Annotated in this window: 12 protein-coding genes; 8 read left to right on the top strand and 4 right to left on the bottom strand. The window is 69.7% G+C overall.

What is annotated here, in order from left to right; genetic code table 11:
* Positions 1 to 2 precede the first annotated feature (2 nt).
* Entirely contained in the window at positions 3 to 2,636 is a 2,634-nt protein-coding gene (locus ACLJQ7_RS16435; RefSeq protein WP_410649062.1) for a valine--tRNA ligase, read from the top strand.
* A gap of 60 nt (positions 2,637 to 2,696) precedes the next feature.
* On the opposite strand, the gene ACLJQ7_RS16430 is transcribed toward ACLJQ7_RS16435, so the two are convergent.
* Together ACLJQ7_RS16430 and ACLJQ7_RS16425 are read right to left on the bottom strand one after the other, a co-directional pair.
* Positions 2,697 to 3,572, bottom strand: a complete 876-nt coding sequence (locus tag ACLJQ7_RS16430) for an SGNH/GDSL hydrolase family protein (protein WP_410649061.1) — start codon at positions 3,570 to 3,572, stop codon at positions 2,697 to 2,699.
* 105 nt (positions 3,573 to 3,677) lie between these two features.
* Positions 3,678 to 4,307 carry a class I SAM-dependent methyltransferase gene (locus ACLJQ7_RS16425; RefSeq protein ID WP_410649060.1) on the bottom strand — a complete coding sequence of 210 codons (630 nt, stop codon included), beginning with the start codon at positions 4,305 to 4,307 and terminating at the stop codon, positions 3,678 to 3,680.
* A 70-nt stretch (positions 4,308 to 4,377) separates the two neighbouring features.
* Here ACLJQ7_RS16425 and folC point away from each other — a divergent pair, with 70 nt between their 5' ends.
* Both folC and ACLJQ7_RS16415 read left to right on the top strand, forming a co-directional pair.
* Entirely contained in the window at positions 4,378 to 6,054 is a 1,677-nt protein-coding gene (gene folC, locus ACLJQ7_RS16420; RefSeq protein WP_410649059.1) for a bifunctional tetrahydrofolate synthase/dihydrofolate synthase, read from the top strand.
* Positions 6,051 to 6,449: a DUF4233 domain-containing protein gene (locus ACLJQ7_RS16415; RefSeq protein WP_125694671.1), complete on the top strand. Its 399-nt coding sequence runs from the start codon at positions 6,051 to 6,053 to the stop codon at positions 6,447 to 6,449. Before folC ends, ACLJQ7_RS16415 begins: the two co-directional genes overlap by 4 nt.
* A gap of 143 nt (positions 6,450 to 6,592) precedes the next feature.
* Here the strand turns inward: ACLJQ7_RS16415 and ACLJQ7_RS16410 are convergent, their stop codons facing one another.
* Positions 6,593 to 8,974 (bottom strand): penicillin acylase family protein, encoded by a 2,382-nt coding sequence (locus ACLJQ7_RS16410; RefSeq protein ID WP_410649058.1) that lies wholly within the window; start codon positions 8,972 to 8,974, stop codon positions 6,593 to 6,595.
* A 158-nt stretch (positions 8,975 to 9,132) separates the two neighbouring features.
* On the opposite strand from ACLJQ7_RS16410, the gene ACLJQ7_RS16405 reads away from it, so the two are divergent.
* Positions 9,133 to 10,689 (top strand): alkaline phosphatase D family protein, encoded by a 1,557-nt coding sequence (locus tag ACLJQ7_RS16405; RefSeq protein WP_410649057.1) that lies wholly within the window; start codon positions 9,133 to 9,135, stop codon positions 10,687 to 10,689.
* Here ACLJQ7_RS16405 and ACLJQ7_RS16400 read toward each other — a convergent pair.
* Positions 10,643 to 11,536: an NAD(P)-dependent oxidoreductase gene (locus ACLJQ7_RS16400; protein ID WP_410649056.1), complete on the bottom strand. Its 894-nt coding sequence runs from the start codon at positions 11,534 to 11,536 to the stop codon at positions 10,643 to 10,645. The genes ACLJQ7_RS16405 and ACLJQ7_RS16400 overlap by 47 nt on opposite strands.
* A gap of 110 nt (positions 11,537 to 11,646) precedes the next feature.
* Between ACLJQ7_RS16400 and ACLJQ7_RS16395 the strand changes: the two genes are divergently transcribed.
* From ACLJQ7_RS16395 to ACLJQ7_RS16380, 4 genes are all read left to right on the top strand, one after another.
* A complete protein-coding gene (locus tag ACLJQ7_RS16395) occupies positions 11,647 to 11,994 on the top strand; it encodes a winged helix-turn-helix transcriptional regulator (RefSeq protein ID WP_410649055.1) in 348 nt (115 codons plus the stop codon).
* 64 nt (positions 11,995 to 12,058) lie between these two features.
* Complete coding sequence (ndk, locus tag ACLJQ7_RS16390) at positions 12,059 to 12,469, top strand: nucleoside-diphosphate kinase (RefSeq protein WP_005158515.1); 411 nt, start codon at positions 12,059 to 12,061, stop codon at positions 12,467 to 12,469.
* Positions 12,470 to 12,523: 54 nt separating this feature from the next.
* Complete coding sequence (locus ACLJQ7_RS16385; protein WP_410649054.1) at positions 12,524 to 13,267, top strand: maleylpyruvate isomerase family mycothiol-dependent enzyme; 744 nt, start codon at positions 12,524 to 12,526, stop codon at positions 13,265 to 13,267.
* A 127-nt stretch (positions 13,268 to 13,394) separates the two neighbouring features.
* A complete protein-coding gene (locus ACLJQ7_RS16380) occupies positions 13,395 to 16,739 on the top strand; it encodes a phosphodiester glycosidase family protein (RefSeq protein ID WP_410649211.1) in 3,345 nt (1,114 codons plus the stop codon).
* The last annotated feature ends 26 nt before the right edge of the window (positions 16,740 to 16,765 follow it).

Below are 16,765 nucleotides of genomic sequence, written 5' to 3'. Positions count from 1 at the left end.
CTGTGACCGAGAACGCCCAGCAGCAGCAGACCGACCTTCCGGGTACCTGGAACCCGGCCGACGAAGAAGCCTCGCTCTACCAGCGTTGGGTAGACGCCGGCTACTTCACGGCCGACCCCACGTCGGACAAGCCGCCGTTCACGGTAGTCATCCCGCCCCCGAACGTGACCGGTTCGCTGCACATCGGGCACGCGTTCGAGCACACCCTGATCGACGCCATCACCCGCTACCACCGCATGCTCGGCGACGAGACGCTGTACCTGCCGGGGATGGACCACGCGAGCATCGCGGTCCACGCGCTGGTCGAGAAGCAGCTCCGCGCCGAGGGCACCAGCCGCCGCGAGCTCGGCCGCGAGGCCTTCGTGGAGCGCGTCTGGCAGTGGAAGAACGAGCACGGCGGCAAGATCCTCGCCCAGATGAAGCGCCTCGGCGAGGGCGTGGACTGGACCCGTGAGCGGTTCACCATGGACGACGGCCTGTCCAAGGCCGTCAACACGATCTTCAAGAAGCTCTACGACGACGGCCTGATCTACCGTGCCGAGCGGCTGGTCAACTGGTCGCCGGAGCTGCGGTCGGTGCTGTCCGACGCCGAGGTGAAGCACGAAGAGGTCGAGGGCGAGCTCGTCTCGATGCGCTACGGCGACGGCGAGGACGCGATCGTCGTGGCCACCACCCGGATGGAGACGATGCTCGGCGACACCGCCGTCGCGGTCCACCCGGACGACGAGCGCTACACCCACCTCATCGGCACCGAGGTCGAGCTTCCGCTGACCGGGCGCAAGATCCCGATCGTCGCGGACAAGCACGTCGACCCGGAGTTCGGCACCGGCGCGGTCAAGGTGACCCCCGCGCACGACCCGAACGACTTCGAGATCGGCCAGCGCCACGACCTGCCGATGATCACGATCATGGACGAGCAGGGCCGCATCGACGGCACCGGCACCGAGTTCGACGGCATGGACCGTTTCGAAGCCCGTGTCGCGGTGCGGGAGAAGCTGCGTGAGCAGGGCCGCATCGTCGCGGAGAAGCGTCCGTACCTGCACAGCGTCGGGCACTCCGACCGGTCGAAGGAGCCCATCGAGCCGCGGCTTTCGCTGCAGTGGTTCGTCAAGGTCGGCCCGCTCGCGAAGGCCGCCGGCGACGCGGTGCGCGACGGCCGGGTGAACGTCCACCCGCCGGAGCTGGAGAAGCGCTACTTCGACTGGGTCGACAACCTGCACGACTGGTGCATCTCGCGCCAGCTGTGGTGGGGCCACCGCATCCCGGTCTGGTACGGCCCGAACGACGAGGTCGTCTGCGTCGGACCGGACGAGGAGCCGCCTTCGGGTGAAGGCTGGACCCAGGACCCGGACGTGCTCGACACGTGGTTCTCCTCGGGCCTGTGGCCGTTCTCGACCCTCGGCTGGCCGGAGAAGACGCCGGACCTCAACAAGTTCTATCCGACGTCGGTGCTGGTCACCGGCTACGACATCCTGTTCTTCTGGGTCGTGCGGATGATGATGTTCGGCCTCTACGCCACCGGCGAGGCGCCGTTCAAGACCATCGCGCTGCACGGCATGGTCCGCGACCAGTACGGCAAGAAGATGTCGAAGACCGCGGGCAACGGCGTCGACCCCATCGAGTGGATGGACAAGTACGGCACCGACGCGTTGCGGTTCACCCTCACGCGAGGCGCCAACCCGGGCACCGACGTGCCGATCGCCGAAGACTGGGTCGCGGGCTCCCGGAACTTCACCACGAAGCTCTGGAACGCCACCAAGTTCGCGATGATGAACGGCGCGGACGCGAACGCGCCGCTGCCCCCGGCCGGCGAGCTCACCGAAGCCGACCGCTGGATCCTCGGCAGGCTCGGCGGCGTCGTCGACGAGGTGACCGGCTACCTGGCGGACTACCAGTTCGCGAAGGCCACCGACACGCTCTACCAGTTCACCTGGACGGAGCTGTGCGACTGGTACCTGGAGTTGTCGAAGGTCCAGGTCTTCCAGGGCGACGAGGCCCGCGTGACGGCGACGCGCGCGGTGCTGGGGCACGTGTTCGACACGGTGCTGAAGCTGCTGCACCCGTTCGTCCCGTTCATCACCGAGAAGCTGTGGACGGCACTGACCGGCCGCGAGTCGCTGGTGATCGCCCCGTGGCCGGTCGCCGACGCCTCGTACGCCGACGCCGTGGCGGACAAGCGGATCGCGGACGTGCAGAAGCTGGTCACCGAGGTCCGCCGGTTCCGAGCGGACCAGGGCCTCAAACCCAGCCAGAAGGTGGCCGCGCGGCTGTCCGGCGACGGGTTCGCCGAGATCACCGGGCACGACGAGCCGATCCGCGCGCTGGTCCGGCTCACCCAGCCCGAAGACGGCTTCGCGCCGAGCGCGTCGATCGAGGTCGGCCTGTCGGCCGGTGTCGTCACCGTCGAGCTGGACCTGTCCGGCACGATCGACGTCGCCGCCGAGCGCAAGCGCCTGCAGAAGGACCTCGGCGCGGCGGAGAAGGAGCTGGCGCAGGCCGATGCCAAGCTCGGCAACCAGGCCTTCATCGACAAGGCGCCGGAGCCGGTGATCGGCAAGATCCGGGCCCGCAAGGAGACCGCGGTGGCCGACATCGAGCGCATCAACGCCCGGTTGGCGACGCTTCCCGCCTCCTGACGAATGCTAGGAAAGGTCCTTTCCTCGCAAAATTTGCGAGGAAAGGACCTTTCCTTGCATTCAGCGGAGGTGACGGAGGATCACTCCGGCCACGCCCACCATCCCGGTGCGGTACGGGTGGTAAGCCGCCGCGGCGAGCAGTTTCGTGTGCTGCCCGTTGATCCATGCCGCCCCATTCGGCGCGCAGGCATCGTGCCCGGCGGACGGTCCGAAGGTGTCCACGAAGGTCGCCTTGCCGTCGGCGGCGACGGCCTTCTCGATCGCCGAGTTCAGCGCCTTCTCGACGTCGTTGAGCCAGGCGTAGTCGCCCTCGGCGAAGGGCAGGATCTTCGGGCAATAGCCGGATTCCGGCGCGATCCGCGGGTAGCCGACGACGAGCACGTCGGCGCGCGGCGAGCGGGCGTGGATCCCGGCCAGCACCTTCTCGACGTTCTTGCCGGTGTCGGCGATCTTGGCTTTCATGGTGTCGACGCCGTCGACGGTGAATCGGTCCTGGCACGGGTTTCCCGTGGGATCGCTCGCGCGCAGTGACGGGCAGGTGCCGACGAGCGTGCCGAAGACGCCGTAGTCGTTGCCGCCGATCCCGACCGTGACCAGGTCGGTGTTCGCGCTCAGGGCGCTGAACTGGGGCGGGTTGCTGCCGAGGGTCACGTTCTGCCGCTGCGTCATGTCGGTGGTGTCGGCGCCACCGCAGCTGATGTCGGTGAAGGACCGGACCCGCAGCGCCGAGGCGAGGATCGACGGATAGTTCTGCGTCGACTTGCCGCAGAAGAGCGGGTCGAGGCGGGGGAGCGGGATGAGCGGCCCGGAGGTGTAGGAATCACCCAGCGCGACGTAATTCCGGTAGGACCGCGTGGTGGCGGTGGCCGCCGTGGCGGAGGCGATCAGCAGGACGACGGTCGAGACGGCCGCGAACAGGACGCGTCTGTAGCGCATGGGAACCCCGATCTCCGGACTGGATGGCCTCTCAAAAATGAACCGGATCCGGCCGGCTCGGCGCCGCCGATCGGGTGTCGAGCGCCGGTTTCACCCGCTTGGGTGTCACATCGGGTGATCATCTTCCGGCCGGCGGTAGACGAGGAGATAGCGGTAGAAGAGCAGGTTGCGGACCTTGCTCCCCGGCAGCAGCCGGGCCGCGTCGCGCCGGATCCGGTTCATCGGCGGGTAGGTCTCCACGATCGGCGCCGCCGGCAGCGGATCGGCCCCGCCGTTGAGCCGGTCGCCCGCGTACACGACCACCCTGGCCACGGCGTTGACCGGTGAGGCCACCAGAGCCCGCGCGTAATCGGCGAACTTGCTGGGCCTGCCGAGCCCGAGCACGGCCAGCACACCGCCCGGGACCAGCGCGTCACGCAGCTTCGTGACCGTGTCGAACGGCACATGGTGGAGCGACGCGAGGCAGGAGATGAAGTCGTACGCCTCCTCCGGCAGCTTTTCGGTGACGACGTCGGCCTGCCGGTACGAGATCGTGCCGGGCCCCGGCGAACCGGCGGCACCGGCGAGTTCGATCATCGGTCCGGACCGGTCGATCGCCTCGACGTGCATCCCGGTCGCCGCGAGCCGCCGCGCGAACCGGCCGCTGCCGCAGCCCACGTCCAGGGCCACGCCGGGACCGGGAGGCAGCTGGTCGAGCAGCAGCGGGTGGTAGTGGTCGTTGTGGTTGAAGCCCATGCGTCGAGAGTGCCAGGAAAAGCCGCACGTAGACTCGGTCCGACTGGTAGCAAGGTTAAAAGGAGAGTTCGTGCCGCGAGGTGACGGCCGGGATTCCGAAGATTTCAGGGAATCCCCGGACCTGGCAGATCTGGACAGTTTCGCCGGTGTCGACGAATTGGGGGCCCGCGCCCACGATCCGTCCGACGACACCGACCCCGATCTGGACGCACCCGACGCCGCGTACCAGGCGGGCGGCGGTTCACGGGGCGGCATCGGCGGGATCGGGCAGCTGGGGGACAACCTCGCGCTCGGCCCCGTGCCGGACCTCGTCGCCCCCGAGGACGTGGAGCTCCACGAACTCGACGACCAGGGCGACGAGTTCGCCCCGGCCGACCCGAACGGGCAGCAGGCGCGCCGTGAACTGCTCGCCGTCGAGGCCGAGCTGAACCAGCGCTGGCCCGAGACCAAGATCGAGCCGTCCCTCGCCCGGATCGCGGCCCTGGTCAACCTGATGGGTGAACCGCACCGCGGCTACCCGGTGCTGCACGTCGCCGGGACCAACGGCAAGGGCTCGACCACCCGGATGATCGACGCGCTGCTGACCCGGATGGGCCTGCGCGTCGGCCGGTACACGAGTCCGCACCTGCAGCTGGTCACCGAGCGGATCGCGCTCGACGGCGCCCCCATCTCCGCCGCCGCGTACGTCGATCTGTATCGCGACGTCGCGCCGTACGTGACCATGGTGGACAACGCGGGCGGGCCCGACTCAGTGCCGATGAGCAAGTTCGAGGTGCTCACCGGCATGGCGTTCGCGGCCTTCGCCGACGCGCCCGTCGAAGCCGCGGTCGTCGAAACCGGGCTCGGCGGCTCCTGGGACGCCACCAACGTCGCGGACGGCGACGTCGCCGTCATCACCCCGATCGGCGTCGACCACGTCGAGTACTTCGGCGGCTCGCCTGCCAAAGCCGCGGTGGAGAAGGCCGGGATCATCAAGCCCGGCAGCGTCGCGGTCATCGCCGAGCAGGACCCCGACGTGCAGAAGATCCTGCTGGAACGCGCCGTCGAGGTCGACGCGAGCGTCGCCCGCGCGGGCAGCGAGTTCGGCGTGCTGGAACGCGAGATCGCCGTCGGCGGGCAGATGCTGAAGCTGCAGGGCCTCGGCGGGGTCTATGACGAGGTCTTTCTGCCACTGCACGGCGCGCATCAGGCGTCCAACGCCGCGCTCGCGCTGGCCGCCGTCGAAGCGTTCTTCGGCGCGGGCAAGGAGAGGCAACTGGTCATCGAAGCCGTCCGCGAGGCCTTCGCCGAGGTCGAGACCCCGGGACGGCTGGAGCGCGTCCGCGCCGCACCGACCGTGCTGCTCGACGCCGCCCACAACCCGCACGGCGCCAAGGCGCTCGCCACCACCGTCGCCGAGGAGTTCGCCTTCCGCCGCCTCGTCGCCGTGGTCGGTGTGATGGCGGAGAAGGACGCCCGCGGCATCCTGGACGCCCTCGAACCCGTCGTCTCCGAGATCGTCGTCACCAAGAACTCGTCCCCGCGCGCGATGCCGCTCGACGAACTCAACGACATCGCCATCTCGATCTTCGGCGAAGACCGGGTCGTGGCCGAGGCCGGCCTGGATGCCGCGATCGAGACCGCCATCGGCCTCGTCGAGCAGAGCGACGACCCCGAGGAGCCCCTGGCGGGCGGCGGCGTGCTGGTCACCGGCTCGGTCGTCACCGCGGGCGAGGCCAGGACCCTGTTCGGTAAGGAGCCGGCGTGACCGACGAAACCCCGAAGCCGCCCGCCAAGGACCCGATGAAGTCCTTTCGCGGCGTGATGGCCGGTTCGCTGATCATGGAGGGCATCACCGTCGCGCTCGCGCTGCCGGTGGTGGCGAAACTCGGCGGCGGCGTCGGCTCGTTCACCGGCTGGTCGGTGATCGTCATCGCGGTCGCGCTGATCGTGCTGTGCGGTTTCCTGAAGAAGCCGTGGGCGGTGCCCGCGGTGCTGGTCTTGCAGGTCGCGCTGATCGCCTTCTTCGTCGCGCTGCCCGCCGTCGCGATCCTCGGGGTGATCTTCCTCGGGATCTGGCTGTGGCTGCTGTGGCTGCGCCGCGATGTGGCGCGGCGGATGGCGGCCGGGACACTCCCCAGCCAGCAACAGCAACCCCAGTAGCCGTCCCCCTGGGGCCGCGGCGAAGGCGTCACTCACGTGATCAGCGCCGTATCTCACGTGTCTGGAGACCGCACTCGGGTGTGCGGCGCCTGATCACGCGAGTTACGCCTCCAATCACGCGAGATACGCCGCTGATCACGCGCCTAGCGCAGCCTCACCACCCGTAGCTCCGGCGACCTCGCGATGTCCGCGGCGCAGAATCGGCCCCGCACCCAGCCGCCCCGCGAGTACAACCGCGTTTGGTCGGCGAAATGCGGTGATGTGACGTCGGTCGATTGCGAGTAGGTCATGATCGTCGAGACGTCCGGGCAGGCCTTGCCGCCGAACCCGACCACCTGCACGTAGCTGGATCCGTGGACGACCTCGTGGTTGCCCTTGGCCGGGTCCCACAGCGCCGTGATCACGTTCAGCACGCCGAGGTCGCCCGGTCCGCCGTGGATCGGGATCCGCTTTCCGGCCCGGGTCACCGTCTGATGGTCGCCGAGCCTGCCGTCGACCGGGATGCCGTTGGCGCGGAATTCGGCGAGCGTGTCACCGAAGGCCTTCCGCACGTCGGCGTTCCCGGTCGCGAGGGTGTTCGGCGTGGTGACCGGCTGGTTCGGGTCGAACGGGACCTGCCAAATGCCCCGCAGCCCGCCGATCCGGTCCACGAACCGCTCGAAGAAGAGCGCGCCGCGGCTGTCGAGCCGGAACGTGCGGTCCCAGGACGCCAGAGTCGTGCAGGCGTTGCCGACGGGCACCGGCCCCGATGTGGACGGAGCCTGCCCGTCAGGGAAAGCCGCGCACATCTTCGCCGTGTCGGCGGCCGCGAGTTCCGCGGTGCGGCTTCGGCCGCGATACAGCATGTCCTTCATCGACGACGGCGTGAATCCCTTGCCCGCCAAGCCTTCCTCGGTGGCGATGAGCGCTTCCCTCGTCCGGTCCGACCGCTGGGTCCCGGTCGAGCCGACGATCCGGGGGAGCGGCGCGATCGGCGCACGGGCGTTGGAGAGCCAGGCGCTGTCGTTGGCGTTGAGTTCGTAGTCACGTCGTTGCTGCAGCGGCAACCGCGACGGCGCGAACAGGCCCGGTTCCAAGGAACCGGGGTCGGAACCCCAGTCGCACGACGACTTCGAACCGTCCAAAATGGAGAGACCGGTGCCGGGGAAGAGTGCCCGGCCCAGCGGGGTCCCGCAGTCCGCCGCCCGCTCGTCGGTGACGTGCGGCACGACCTGGATGTCGCTGTACAGCGCGTTCCCCGGCCGGTCCGTGGCGATGGTGTTGACCCACGGGACGCCTTGGGTGCGCGCGAGTGCGTTGGCGACATCCGTGGTGCTGCGGGATCCGGCCAGTTCGAACCAGGTGTTGAGGCCGCGCAGGTTCCCGGCGTTCCCGTCCCGCAGCGCGTGCGCGGACTTCGTCGTCCATGGCGTGGGGACGCCGAACGCCGAACCGAGGACCTGGCCGTACCGTGTCCCGTAGAAGGTGCGGGCGACCTGCCGGCGCTCGCCGCTCGGTTCCCGGACCTCGACCTTCACCTCCTGCGCGGTCATCTTCTCCGGTTTCCCGTCGACCAGGTACGTCGTCGGGTCGCCGGGGGCCAGCGGTACTTCGAAGAGACCGAACGTGATGGCCGTCGACACCGTATGCGTCCACGCGACCTCGGCGTTGTGGCCGATCTGCGGCAACGGGAGCCCCAGCAGGCTTCCGCCCGCGACGTCGAACCGGCCGGGAATGGTCAGCTGCGACTGCCAGAACCGGCGTCCGCCCTGCCACGGATAGTGCGGATTCCCGAGCAGCAGGCCACCACCGGACTTCGTTCCGTCGCCGCCGACGGCGATGCCGTTGCTGCCGAGTTCGCCCGTCTTCATCGTCTCGCGCAGGCCGTCGGCGATCTTCGGCGCGGACTCCGGTCCCGCGGCCGGAACATCCTTTGTGGACGGCGGCTGGGTGCGGACGAGGCCGTCGGCGAGCAGGCCCTGTCCGGCGACCGACGTGACGGCGTAGAAGTGCCGGTAGAAATCGAGTTCGGTGATCGGCCGGACCCAGTCCGCGCCGCGGCACACCGGATCGGTGATGTGCTGGACACCGGTCTGCTTCAGGTACGCGTTGTATCCCGCGACGTATCCGGACGCCAGCTCCCGCACCTCGGTCCGCGGGCCGTGCGGTGCGGGCCGCGCGAGAAGCCTTTCGACCACCCCGGAGTCGTTGATCCGCTGGAAGTGCAGATCGCTGTCGAGGTTGTTCTCCGCCTCGCTCATCGCCGGATTGCCCTGGCCGCCCGCGCCGAGGTGCGCGGAGCGCCGCGCGGACACCGTCAGGTAGGTGTTCGCGAGTTCGCAGATGTTGTCCTTGGCCGCGGCGAACCCGTAGCCGTAGCCGAGGCCGTCGAAGTCCTTCGCCGCGATATGCGGGATGCCGTACTCGGTGTACCTGATCACCGCCCGCGACCGGCCGAGCTCGTCCGCGGACGAGACCCCTGTCGTCAGGCTCGACACCGCCAGAGCCGCCGTGAGCAGCACGAGCCCGCGCTGGAATCTTCGCATCGTTCCCCCATCCGGATCGACCATCCCCGTGATCGAAAGTACCGGGGCCGACACGGGGAGGCATCGACCGAACGGTTGAGCCGGCTACCGTCCGTTCGTTCATCACCAGGTCAACCGCCGTTGGCCCACCGGCCGTGGCCGCGGGATAGAACCGCGCCATGACCGCTTCCCACCACAACCGCCGCACGCTGCTCAAAGCCGGTCTCACCGGCGCCGGAGCCGTCGCGGGTGGCCTGCTCCTCCCCGGAACCGCGACCGCGGACCCCGTCCCGCTCCTTCGCCGCGACCGCCCGGTGCTCACCCACGGTGTCCAGTCCGGCGACGTCACCACCGGTTCCGGAATCGTCTGGTCGCGCGCCGACCGGCCGTCGCGGCTGATCGTGGAGATCTCCCGGGATCCGTCGTTCCGGCACGCGCGCCGCGTGCGCGGCCCGGTGATGAGCCCGGAGACCGGCGGCACGGGCAAGGTCCGCGTCGCCGGCCTCCTGCCGGGGACCGAGATCCACTACCGGGTCACCGCCGAAGACCTCGACGGCCGCGCTCGCAGCGAGGCCGTTACCGGCCGTTTCACCACCGCCCCGGTCGGCCGCTCGGACGTCCGGTTGCTGTGGTCCGGCGACGTCGCCGGGCAGAACTGGGGCATCAACCCCGAACGCGGCGGGATGACGATCTACCGCGCGATGGCCGACCGCCGCCCCGACCTGTTCCTCCACTGTGGAGACACGGTCTACGCCGACGCGCCGCTCACCGAGACCGTCGCGCTGCCCGGCGGGCGGGTGTGGCGCAACATCGTCACCCCGGAGAAGTCGAAGGTCGCCGAGACGCTCGACGAGTACCGCGGCCAGTTCGCCTATAACCTCCTCGACGAGAATCTCAAGCGCTTCACCGCGAACGTGCCCGCCTATGTCCAGTGGGACGACCACGAAGTCGTGAACAACTGGTACCCCGGAGAGATCCTCAACGATCGCCCCGAATACACCGAAAAGCGTGTCGACGTGCTCGCCGCGCGGGCGTTCCAGGCGTTCCACGAATGGCACCCGATCGACCGCCGCCAGGCCGTCGACGGCCGTGTGTACCGCAACTTCCGGCACGGTTCGCGCGCCGAGGTCTTCGTGCTGGACATGCGAACCTACAAGGACGCCAACACCGCGGACCAGACCAAACCGGGCCGGATCCTCGGCGACCGTCAGGCTCGCTGGCTCGTCGACGCGCTCGACCGCAGCACGGCCACCTGGAAGATCATCCAGGCCGACCTCCCGATCGGGCTCACCGTCCCGGACGGCAAGGCCATCGAGGGCGTCGCCAACGGCCTGCCCGGCGCGCCCGGCGGCCGCGAGACCGAACTCGCCTGGGTGCTGCGGGAGATCTCGCGGCGCCGCGTGCGCAACGTCGTCTGGCTGACCGCCGACGTGCACTACACCGCGGCGCACCACTACTCGCCGGATCGCGCGTCGTTCACCGATTTCGACCCGTTCTGGGAGTTCGTGTCCGGTCCGCTCAACGCCGGCGCGTTCGGCCCGAACACCCTCGACCCGACCTTCGGGCCGGAAGCGGTGTTCGTACACGCCCCGCCCGCCGCGAACACCTCGCCCGCCGACGGCTTCCAGCATTTCGGCGAGGTGAACATCGACGGACGGAGCGGCGTGCTCACGGTCGATCTGAGGGACGCTACGGGCGCTTCGCTGTGGTCGAAGACCCTTCAGCCCCAGCGCTGAGCAGTTCGGTCAGGACCGCGATGCTGCGGTCGCCGTATCCGGCCTCGACGGCCCGCCGGACGAGGTCGTGCATCGGCAGCTGCCACGCGACGTCGACGCCTTCCTCGGCCAGTCCGAGGTCGGCGGCGGCGCCGGCGTGGAAGATGTCCACCGAGGACGCGGGATCCGAGTAGTCACCGCTGTCGATTTCCTTGGTGAGCGTCGGAAGCACCGAGATGATCATCTCGAACCACTTGGTGGCGTACGGCAAGAGCGTCTCGGCCGCGAGCCCGCGTGACCGCAGCGCGGCGGCACCCTGGAAGAACCCGACCAGCGCGGGCAGCAGGGTGCCGCCGACGGCCGTTTCGTACAGCGCCGCGAGGTCGGTGTCTTCGCCGAGGTGGACGGTGTCGCCGCCCAGCATCCGCAGCGTGTCCAGGTGCTCGTCGAAGACGGACTTGTCGCCGCCGTAGTACAGCAGCGTGTCCGGCGCTCCCACGGCCGACGGCACGTTCTTGATCGCGCCGTCGAGGTAGCGCGCGCCGTGCTCCTTCGCCCATTCGGCCATCCGGCGCGCTTCCGCCGGCGAGCCACTGTTCAAGGTGACCAAAGCGCGTCCGGTGAGCGAAGCGGGCTCCAAGGCCGCACGCGTGTCTTCGTAGGTGGTCAGGCAGGCGATGGTCAACGGGCTCGCCCGCACCGCGTCCCCGGCAGTCGCGGCCAGGCTTGCTCCCCGCGCGACGAGGGGATCGGCCTTCGAGGCTGTCCTGTTCCACACGGTGGTCGGATGCCCGGCCGCGAGGAAGGCGTCCGCCAGGGCCGAGCCCATCGAACCCAGGCCCACGACGGTCACCGGCGTCTTCGGCATTTTCGCTCCAGTCAAAGGAAATCTTCGGATGACTCCATGCTGGGCGGTCGCGTACATTCGATCAAGTACCTACTATTTTGCCAGGTACTGACAAAAAGGTATGTGAAACGATGACCAAGAACCGGACGTTCACCTGCGGCCTCGACGCCGCGATCGCCGTCGTGGGCGGCAAATGGAAAGGCCTCATCCTGTTCGCACTCCAGGACGGGCCGCTGCGCTTCGGGGAGTTGCGGCGCGCGGTGCCCGGCATCAGCGAGCGGGTGCTGATCCTGCAACTGCGCGAGATGGAGACCACCGGACTGCTGCATCGCGAGGTGTACCACCAGGTTCCGCCGAAGGTGGAGTACTCGCTGACCGGATTCGGGGATTCCCTCAACACCGCGATGGCCGCGCTCGGGGAGTGGGGGGAGGAGCACCTCGAACGGATCGAAGCCATTCCCTGGTCCGAAGTGAAGTGAACGGCGAAGCACCCAGTAGGCTCCGGGCGAATAGCACGAAACCCACCCAAGGAGAAATACCGCCGTGACTGAACGCACGCTGGTCCTCGTCAAGCCCGATGGCGTCGCGCGCGGCCTCGTCGGCGAGGTCATCGCTCGCATCGAGCGCAAGGGCCTGAAGCTCGCCGCCCTCGAGCTGCGCACCGTCGAGCGCTCGGTCGCCGAGGAGCACTACGCCGAGCACAAGGAGCGCCCGTTCTTCGGCGACCTCCTCGAGTTCATCACCTCGGGCCCGCTGGTCGCGATCGCCGTCGAGGGCCCGCGCGCCATCGCCGCCTTCCGTCAGCTCGCCGGCGGCACCGACCCGGTCGAGAAGGCCACCCCGGGCACCCTGCGCGGCGACTTCGCGCTGGAGACCCAGTACAACCTGGTGCACGGTTCGGACTCCCCGGAGTCGGCCGAGCGCGAGCTCAAGCTCTGGTTCCCCGAGGTCTGACACACTCGTGGGCGGCGCGGGAGCACCGCGCCGTCCGCGAATCGGGGAGCTTTGATGACACCGGACGGGTACCTGGAACGTTTGCGGGAACTCACCACCGGTTTCGCGCGGGTCGCGAGCACCGGGGACCACGCCGCGCCCGTGCCGTGCTGCGGGGACTGGCGCCTGCGTGACCTGGTCGTCCACCTCGGCAACGTCCACCGCTGGGCGGCCGGGGTCGTGCGCACCGGCGACCCCGCCCCGCAGGTCTTCGAAGCGGAACCGGGCGCGGATCTCGCCGCCTGGTACCGCGAAAGCGCGGATGAGCTCATCGACGCACTGCGCGAGGCATCTCCCCAGGACGGCGCCTGGAACTTCACCGCCGCCGCCAAGACCAAGGCCTTCTGGTTCCGCCGCCAGGTCCACGAGACCGCGGTGCACCTGCTCGACGCGCACCGCGCGGCGGGGAACCACTACGACCTGGATCCGATCCTCGCCGCCGACGGCGTGGACGAGGTCCTCCTCGGCATGCTGCCGAAGGTGAAGCGCTGGCACACCCCGCCGACGGTCACCGTCCCGTTGCTGCTGAAGACATCCGACACCGGACACGCCTGGTTGATCACACCGCCGGGGGAAACCGACGTTCCCGGTTCGCGGCAAGCGGACCCCGCCGAAGCAGCGGGCGCCGTCGTCGAAGGGCCCGCGGAAGGGCTGGATCTGCTGCTGTGGCAACGGATCGAACTCGCCGCTTCGGGTATCAAGATCATCGGTGACGCCGCGGCGGCGGAGACCTTCCTCGCCGGGCCGTTCACGCCCTGACCTTCGCGCCCTACGCCGTTCGGTTCACGTTCACCCCGGGGTCTTCTCCTGGCGGTCCGCGTCCGCTGTGCTGAGCGGTGCCGCCTGTCACTCGATCGTGGGGTATCTCGTGAGAAATTCACGCTTGTTGCTGCTCGCTGCCCTGCTGCCCGGATTGTTCGTCGCGCCACCGGCGCACGCCGATCCCTTGGCCGCTCCGCTCGGCCCGGCGCCCATCGAAGCCGCCCCCGCGGCGTCCTCGGCGAAGGAGGGTCCGTCCGCGTACGCCGTGGCCGCGCCCGACGACGGTCTCGTCACCACCAGCGCGACTTCGCGCGTGGCTCCGGGGCTGAGTCTCACCGAATTCGACCGGTACGACCCGGCCGGCTGGATCCGCGGCGACACCCTCGCCGTCGACCTCACCAGCAAGGCCCTCAAGCCGACGTACCTCAGCCCTGGCACGGTTTCCGCGCGGACACCGCTTTCGCAGCAGGTCGCCAGGTCCGGTGCGGTCGCCGGCGTCAACGGGGACTTCTTCGACATCAACGCCAGCGGCGCGCCGATCGGCGTCGGCATCGACGCCGGGAAGCTCCAGACGGCGCCCGCGCGCGGCCACAACCTGACCGCGTCGATCACCGAGGAAGGCAAGGCACGGCTCGCGGAGGTGTTCCTCGACGCGTCGGTCACCCTGCCCGACGGCCGGGTCGTACCCGCGTCGAACTTCAACAGCCCCGTGCTGAGCGGTGACGCGATCGGTGTCTACACGCCGCTGTGGGGCGCGTCCTCGCGGCGGACCTCGGTCGCGGGAGCGCGGCGCGTCGTCGAGATCGAGGTCTCCGGCGGCGTCGTCACGCAGGTGCGGCCGCAGCCCGCGGACGGCCCGATCGCGGCCGGTGCGACGATCCTGCTCGCCCGTGACGGTGGTGTGGACACGTTGTCCGGCCTGAAGACCGGCGACCGGGTGGGGGTCACTTACGCGCCGAAGAGCGACGCGGGCAAGCTTTCCGTCTCGATCGGAGGCAACAAGGTCCTGCTGCGCGACGGCGCGGTCCAGCCGGTCGACAACGTCGCCATGCACCCCCGGACCGCGGTCGGGTTCTCGGCCGACGGCACGAAGATGTGGCTGGCGACGGTCGACGGCCGCCAGGCGGACAGCCGCGGCATGACGGAACTGGAACTCGCCCGACACATGAAGTCGCTCGGCGCGGACGACGCTCTCAACCTGGACGGCGGCGGCTCGTCGACCATGCTCGCCCGTGAAGAGGGCGAGAAGGCGCCGCTGGTCCGCAACTCGCCGTCGGACGGCGGGGAACGCTTGGTGCCCAACGGGATCGGCGTCGCGACCACGCCGGGAAGCGGACGCCTGACCGGATTCGCGCCCCGTCCTGTGCAGGACACCGCCGACGCGACGCGCGTGCTTTCCGGGCTGACGCGGAAACTCGCCGCAGGCGGTCACGACGAGACCGGCGCCGCCGTCGATGGCAAGGTCCAGTGGCTCAGCACGAATCCCTTCCGCGGCACCGTGACCGACGGGGTGTTCACCGCGCACCCCGACCGGCTCCGGCCGGACGCGCCCGCGGACGTCGACGTCTACGCGAAACGCGGTGGTGTCCTGGGCAAGGCCACGCTGAACGTCCTCGGTTCACCGGTCCGCCTCGGCACGAGCACCGAACAGGTCGCGTTGTCCGGCGAAGGCGCGAAGAGCACGTTCAAGGTGTTCGGCTACGACGCCGATGGTTACGGAACGTGGATCGAACCCGACGACGTCAAACTCGACTACGACCCCGCGGTGGTGAAGATCGAAGCGTCCGGCGACGGGTTCGCGGTCACCGCGCTGAAGGCGTCGGGCGCTTCGGCGATCACCGCCACCGCCGGTGGGAAGGTAACGCATCTGGCGGCTTCCGTCGGCACGGAATCCCGCGTGGCGGCGCCGCTGGACGGTCCGGCGGGCTGGACCGCCAGCGTCTTCCCGGCTGTCGTCGGCGCCGCGCTTTCCGAGGCACCCGGCCGGGACGGTGGACGCGGTCTCGCGCTGGACTATCGGCTGAACGGGACCAACGCCACACGCGCGGCCTACGTCAACTCTGCGGCACCGATCGTGCTGCCGCCAGGCACCCAGCGGGTCGGCCTGTGGGTCAACGGCGACGCGAAGGGCGCCTGGCTGCGAGCCGAACTCCGTGACGCCGCCAACGTCCCGTCCGTCGTGGATCTGTCGCTGAGCGTCGACTGGACGGGCTGGCGCTACGTGCGCGCGGCCATCCCCGCCGGGCTCCCCGACGGGCAGCGGCTGACGAAGTTCTACGCCGTCGAGAACGTCCCGGCTCAGCAGTACGAGGGACGTCTGGTCTTCGACGATCTCACCTTCGAGGTCGCGCCCGCGGCCGCCGTCCCCGCCGATCCGGCTCCGCGTGACCCAGCGCTGATCACCGACGGCGCCGCGACCGGCGGCCTGCGGATCGCCGTGGTCAGCGACGCGCAGTTCACCGCCGACCAGCCCGACGGCCCGCTGGTCGCCCAGGCCAGGCGCGCGCTGCGCGAGGCGGTGGCGGCGAAACCGGATCTCGTGCTGATCAACGGTGACTTCGTCGACCGCGGTACGACGGCCGATTTCGTGCTGGCTCGTTCGATCATCGATGAGGAACTGGTCGGCAAGGCGCCATGGTACTACGTGCCGGGCAACCACGAAGCCGACGGCGGGCACGGGCTCGCGGAGTTCCAGGCGGCGTTCGGGGCGACCCATCGCGTCGCCGACGTCGCCGGGATCCGGCTGGTGCTGATGGATTCCTCGCGCGGTTCGCTGCGCGCGGGCGGGTTCGATCAGATCCGGATGCTGCGCGAGGCGCTCGACGGCGCGAAGACGGACAGGCGGATCCGTGGCGTCGTCGTCGCGATGCACCATCCGGTCAAGGACCCCAGCGCGAGCGGGAATTCGCAGCTGGCAGACCGCAAGGAAGCCGCCATGCTGACCGACTGGCTGACCGCCTTCGAACGCGAGTCGGGCAAGCAGGCGGCCGCGATCGCTTCACACGCGGGCGTTTTCCACCTCTCGCGCGTCGACGGCGTGCCGTACCTGGTGAATGGCAACTCCGGGAAGTCGCCCGCCGCGGCCCCGGGTGACGGCGGGTTCGCCGGCTGGACGATGGTCCGGTTCGAGCCGGGGGACAAGGCGCAGCCGGTGCGGTTCGAGACGCGGCCGAACGTCGACACGCTGATGGTGTCCGGGCCCTCGTCGCTGGTGCGCGGGGAGAAGGCGGACGTCCGGGCCGTGGTGACGCAGGGAGCGCGTCAGGTGCCGGTTTCGTATCCGGTCAGCGCGGACTGGAAGGGCGGCTGGGGCACGCATGTCGCCGGCGGTTTCCTGCCCGCGATGCCGTGGGACGTCGCGTCGTTCGACCCGGCGACCGGGGTGCTGACCGCGCTGCGGCCGGGGACGACGAACCTGTCGGTGACCGTCAACGGGGTGACGAAGAGCCTCTCGGTCACCGTCCGCTAGCGCTATGAAAGGCCCCTTCATTGCAA

The organism is Amycolatopsis sp. cmx-4-54 (assembly GCF_046548895.1).
Taxonomy (GTDB): Bacteria; Actinomycetota; Actinomycetes; order Mycobacteriales; family Pseudonocardiaceae; genus Amycolatopsis.
The sequence above is the reverse complement of the archived record's forward strand: the minus strand, read 5'-3'. Positions and strand labels throughout refer to the sequence as shown.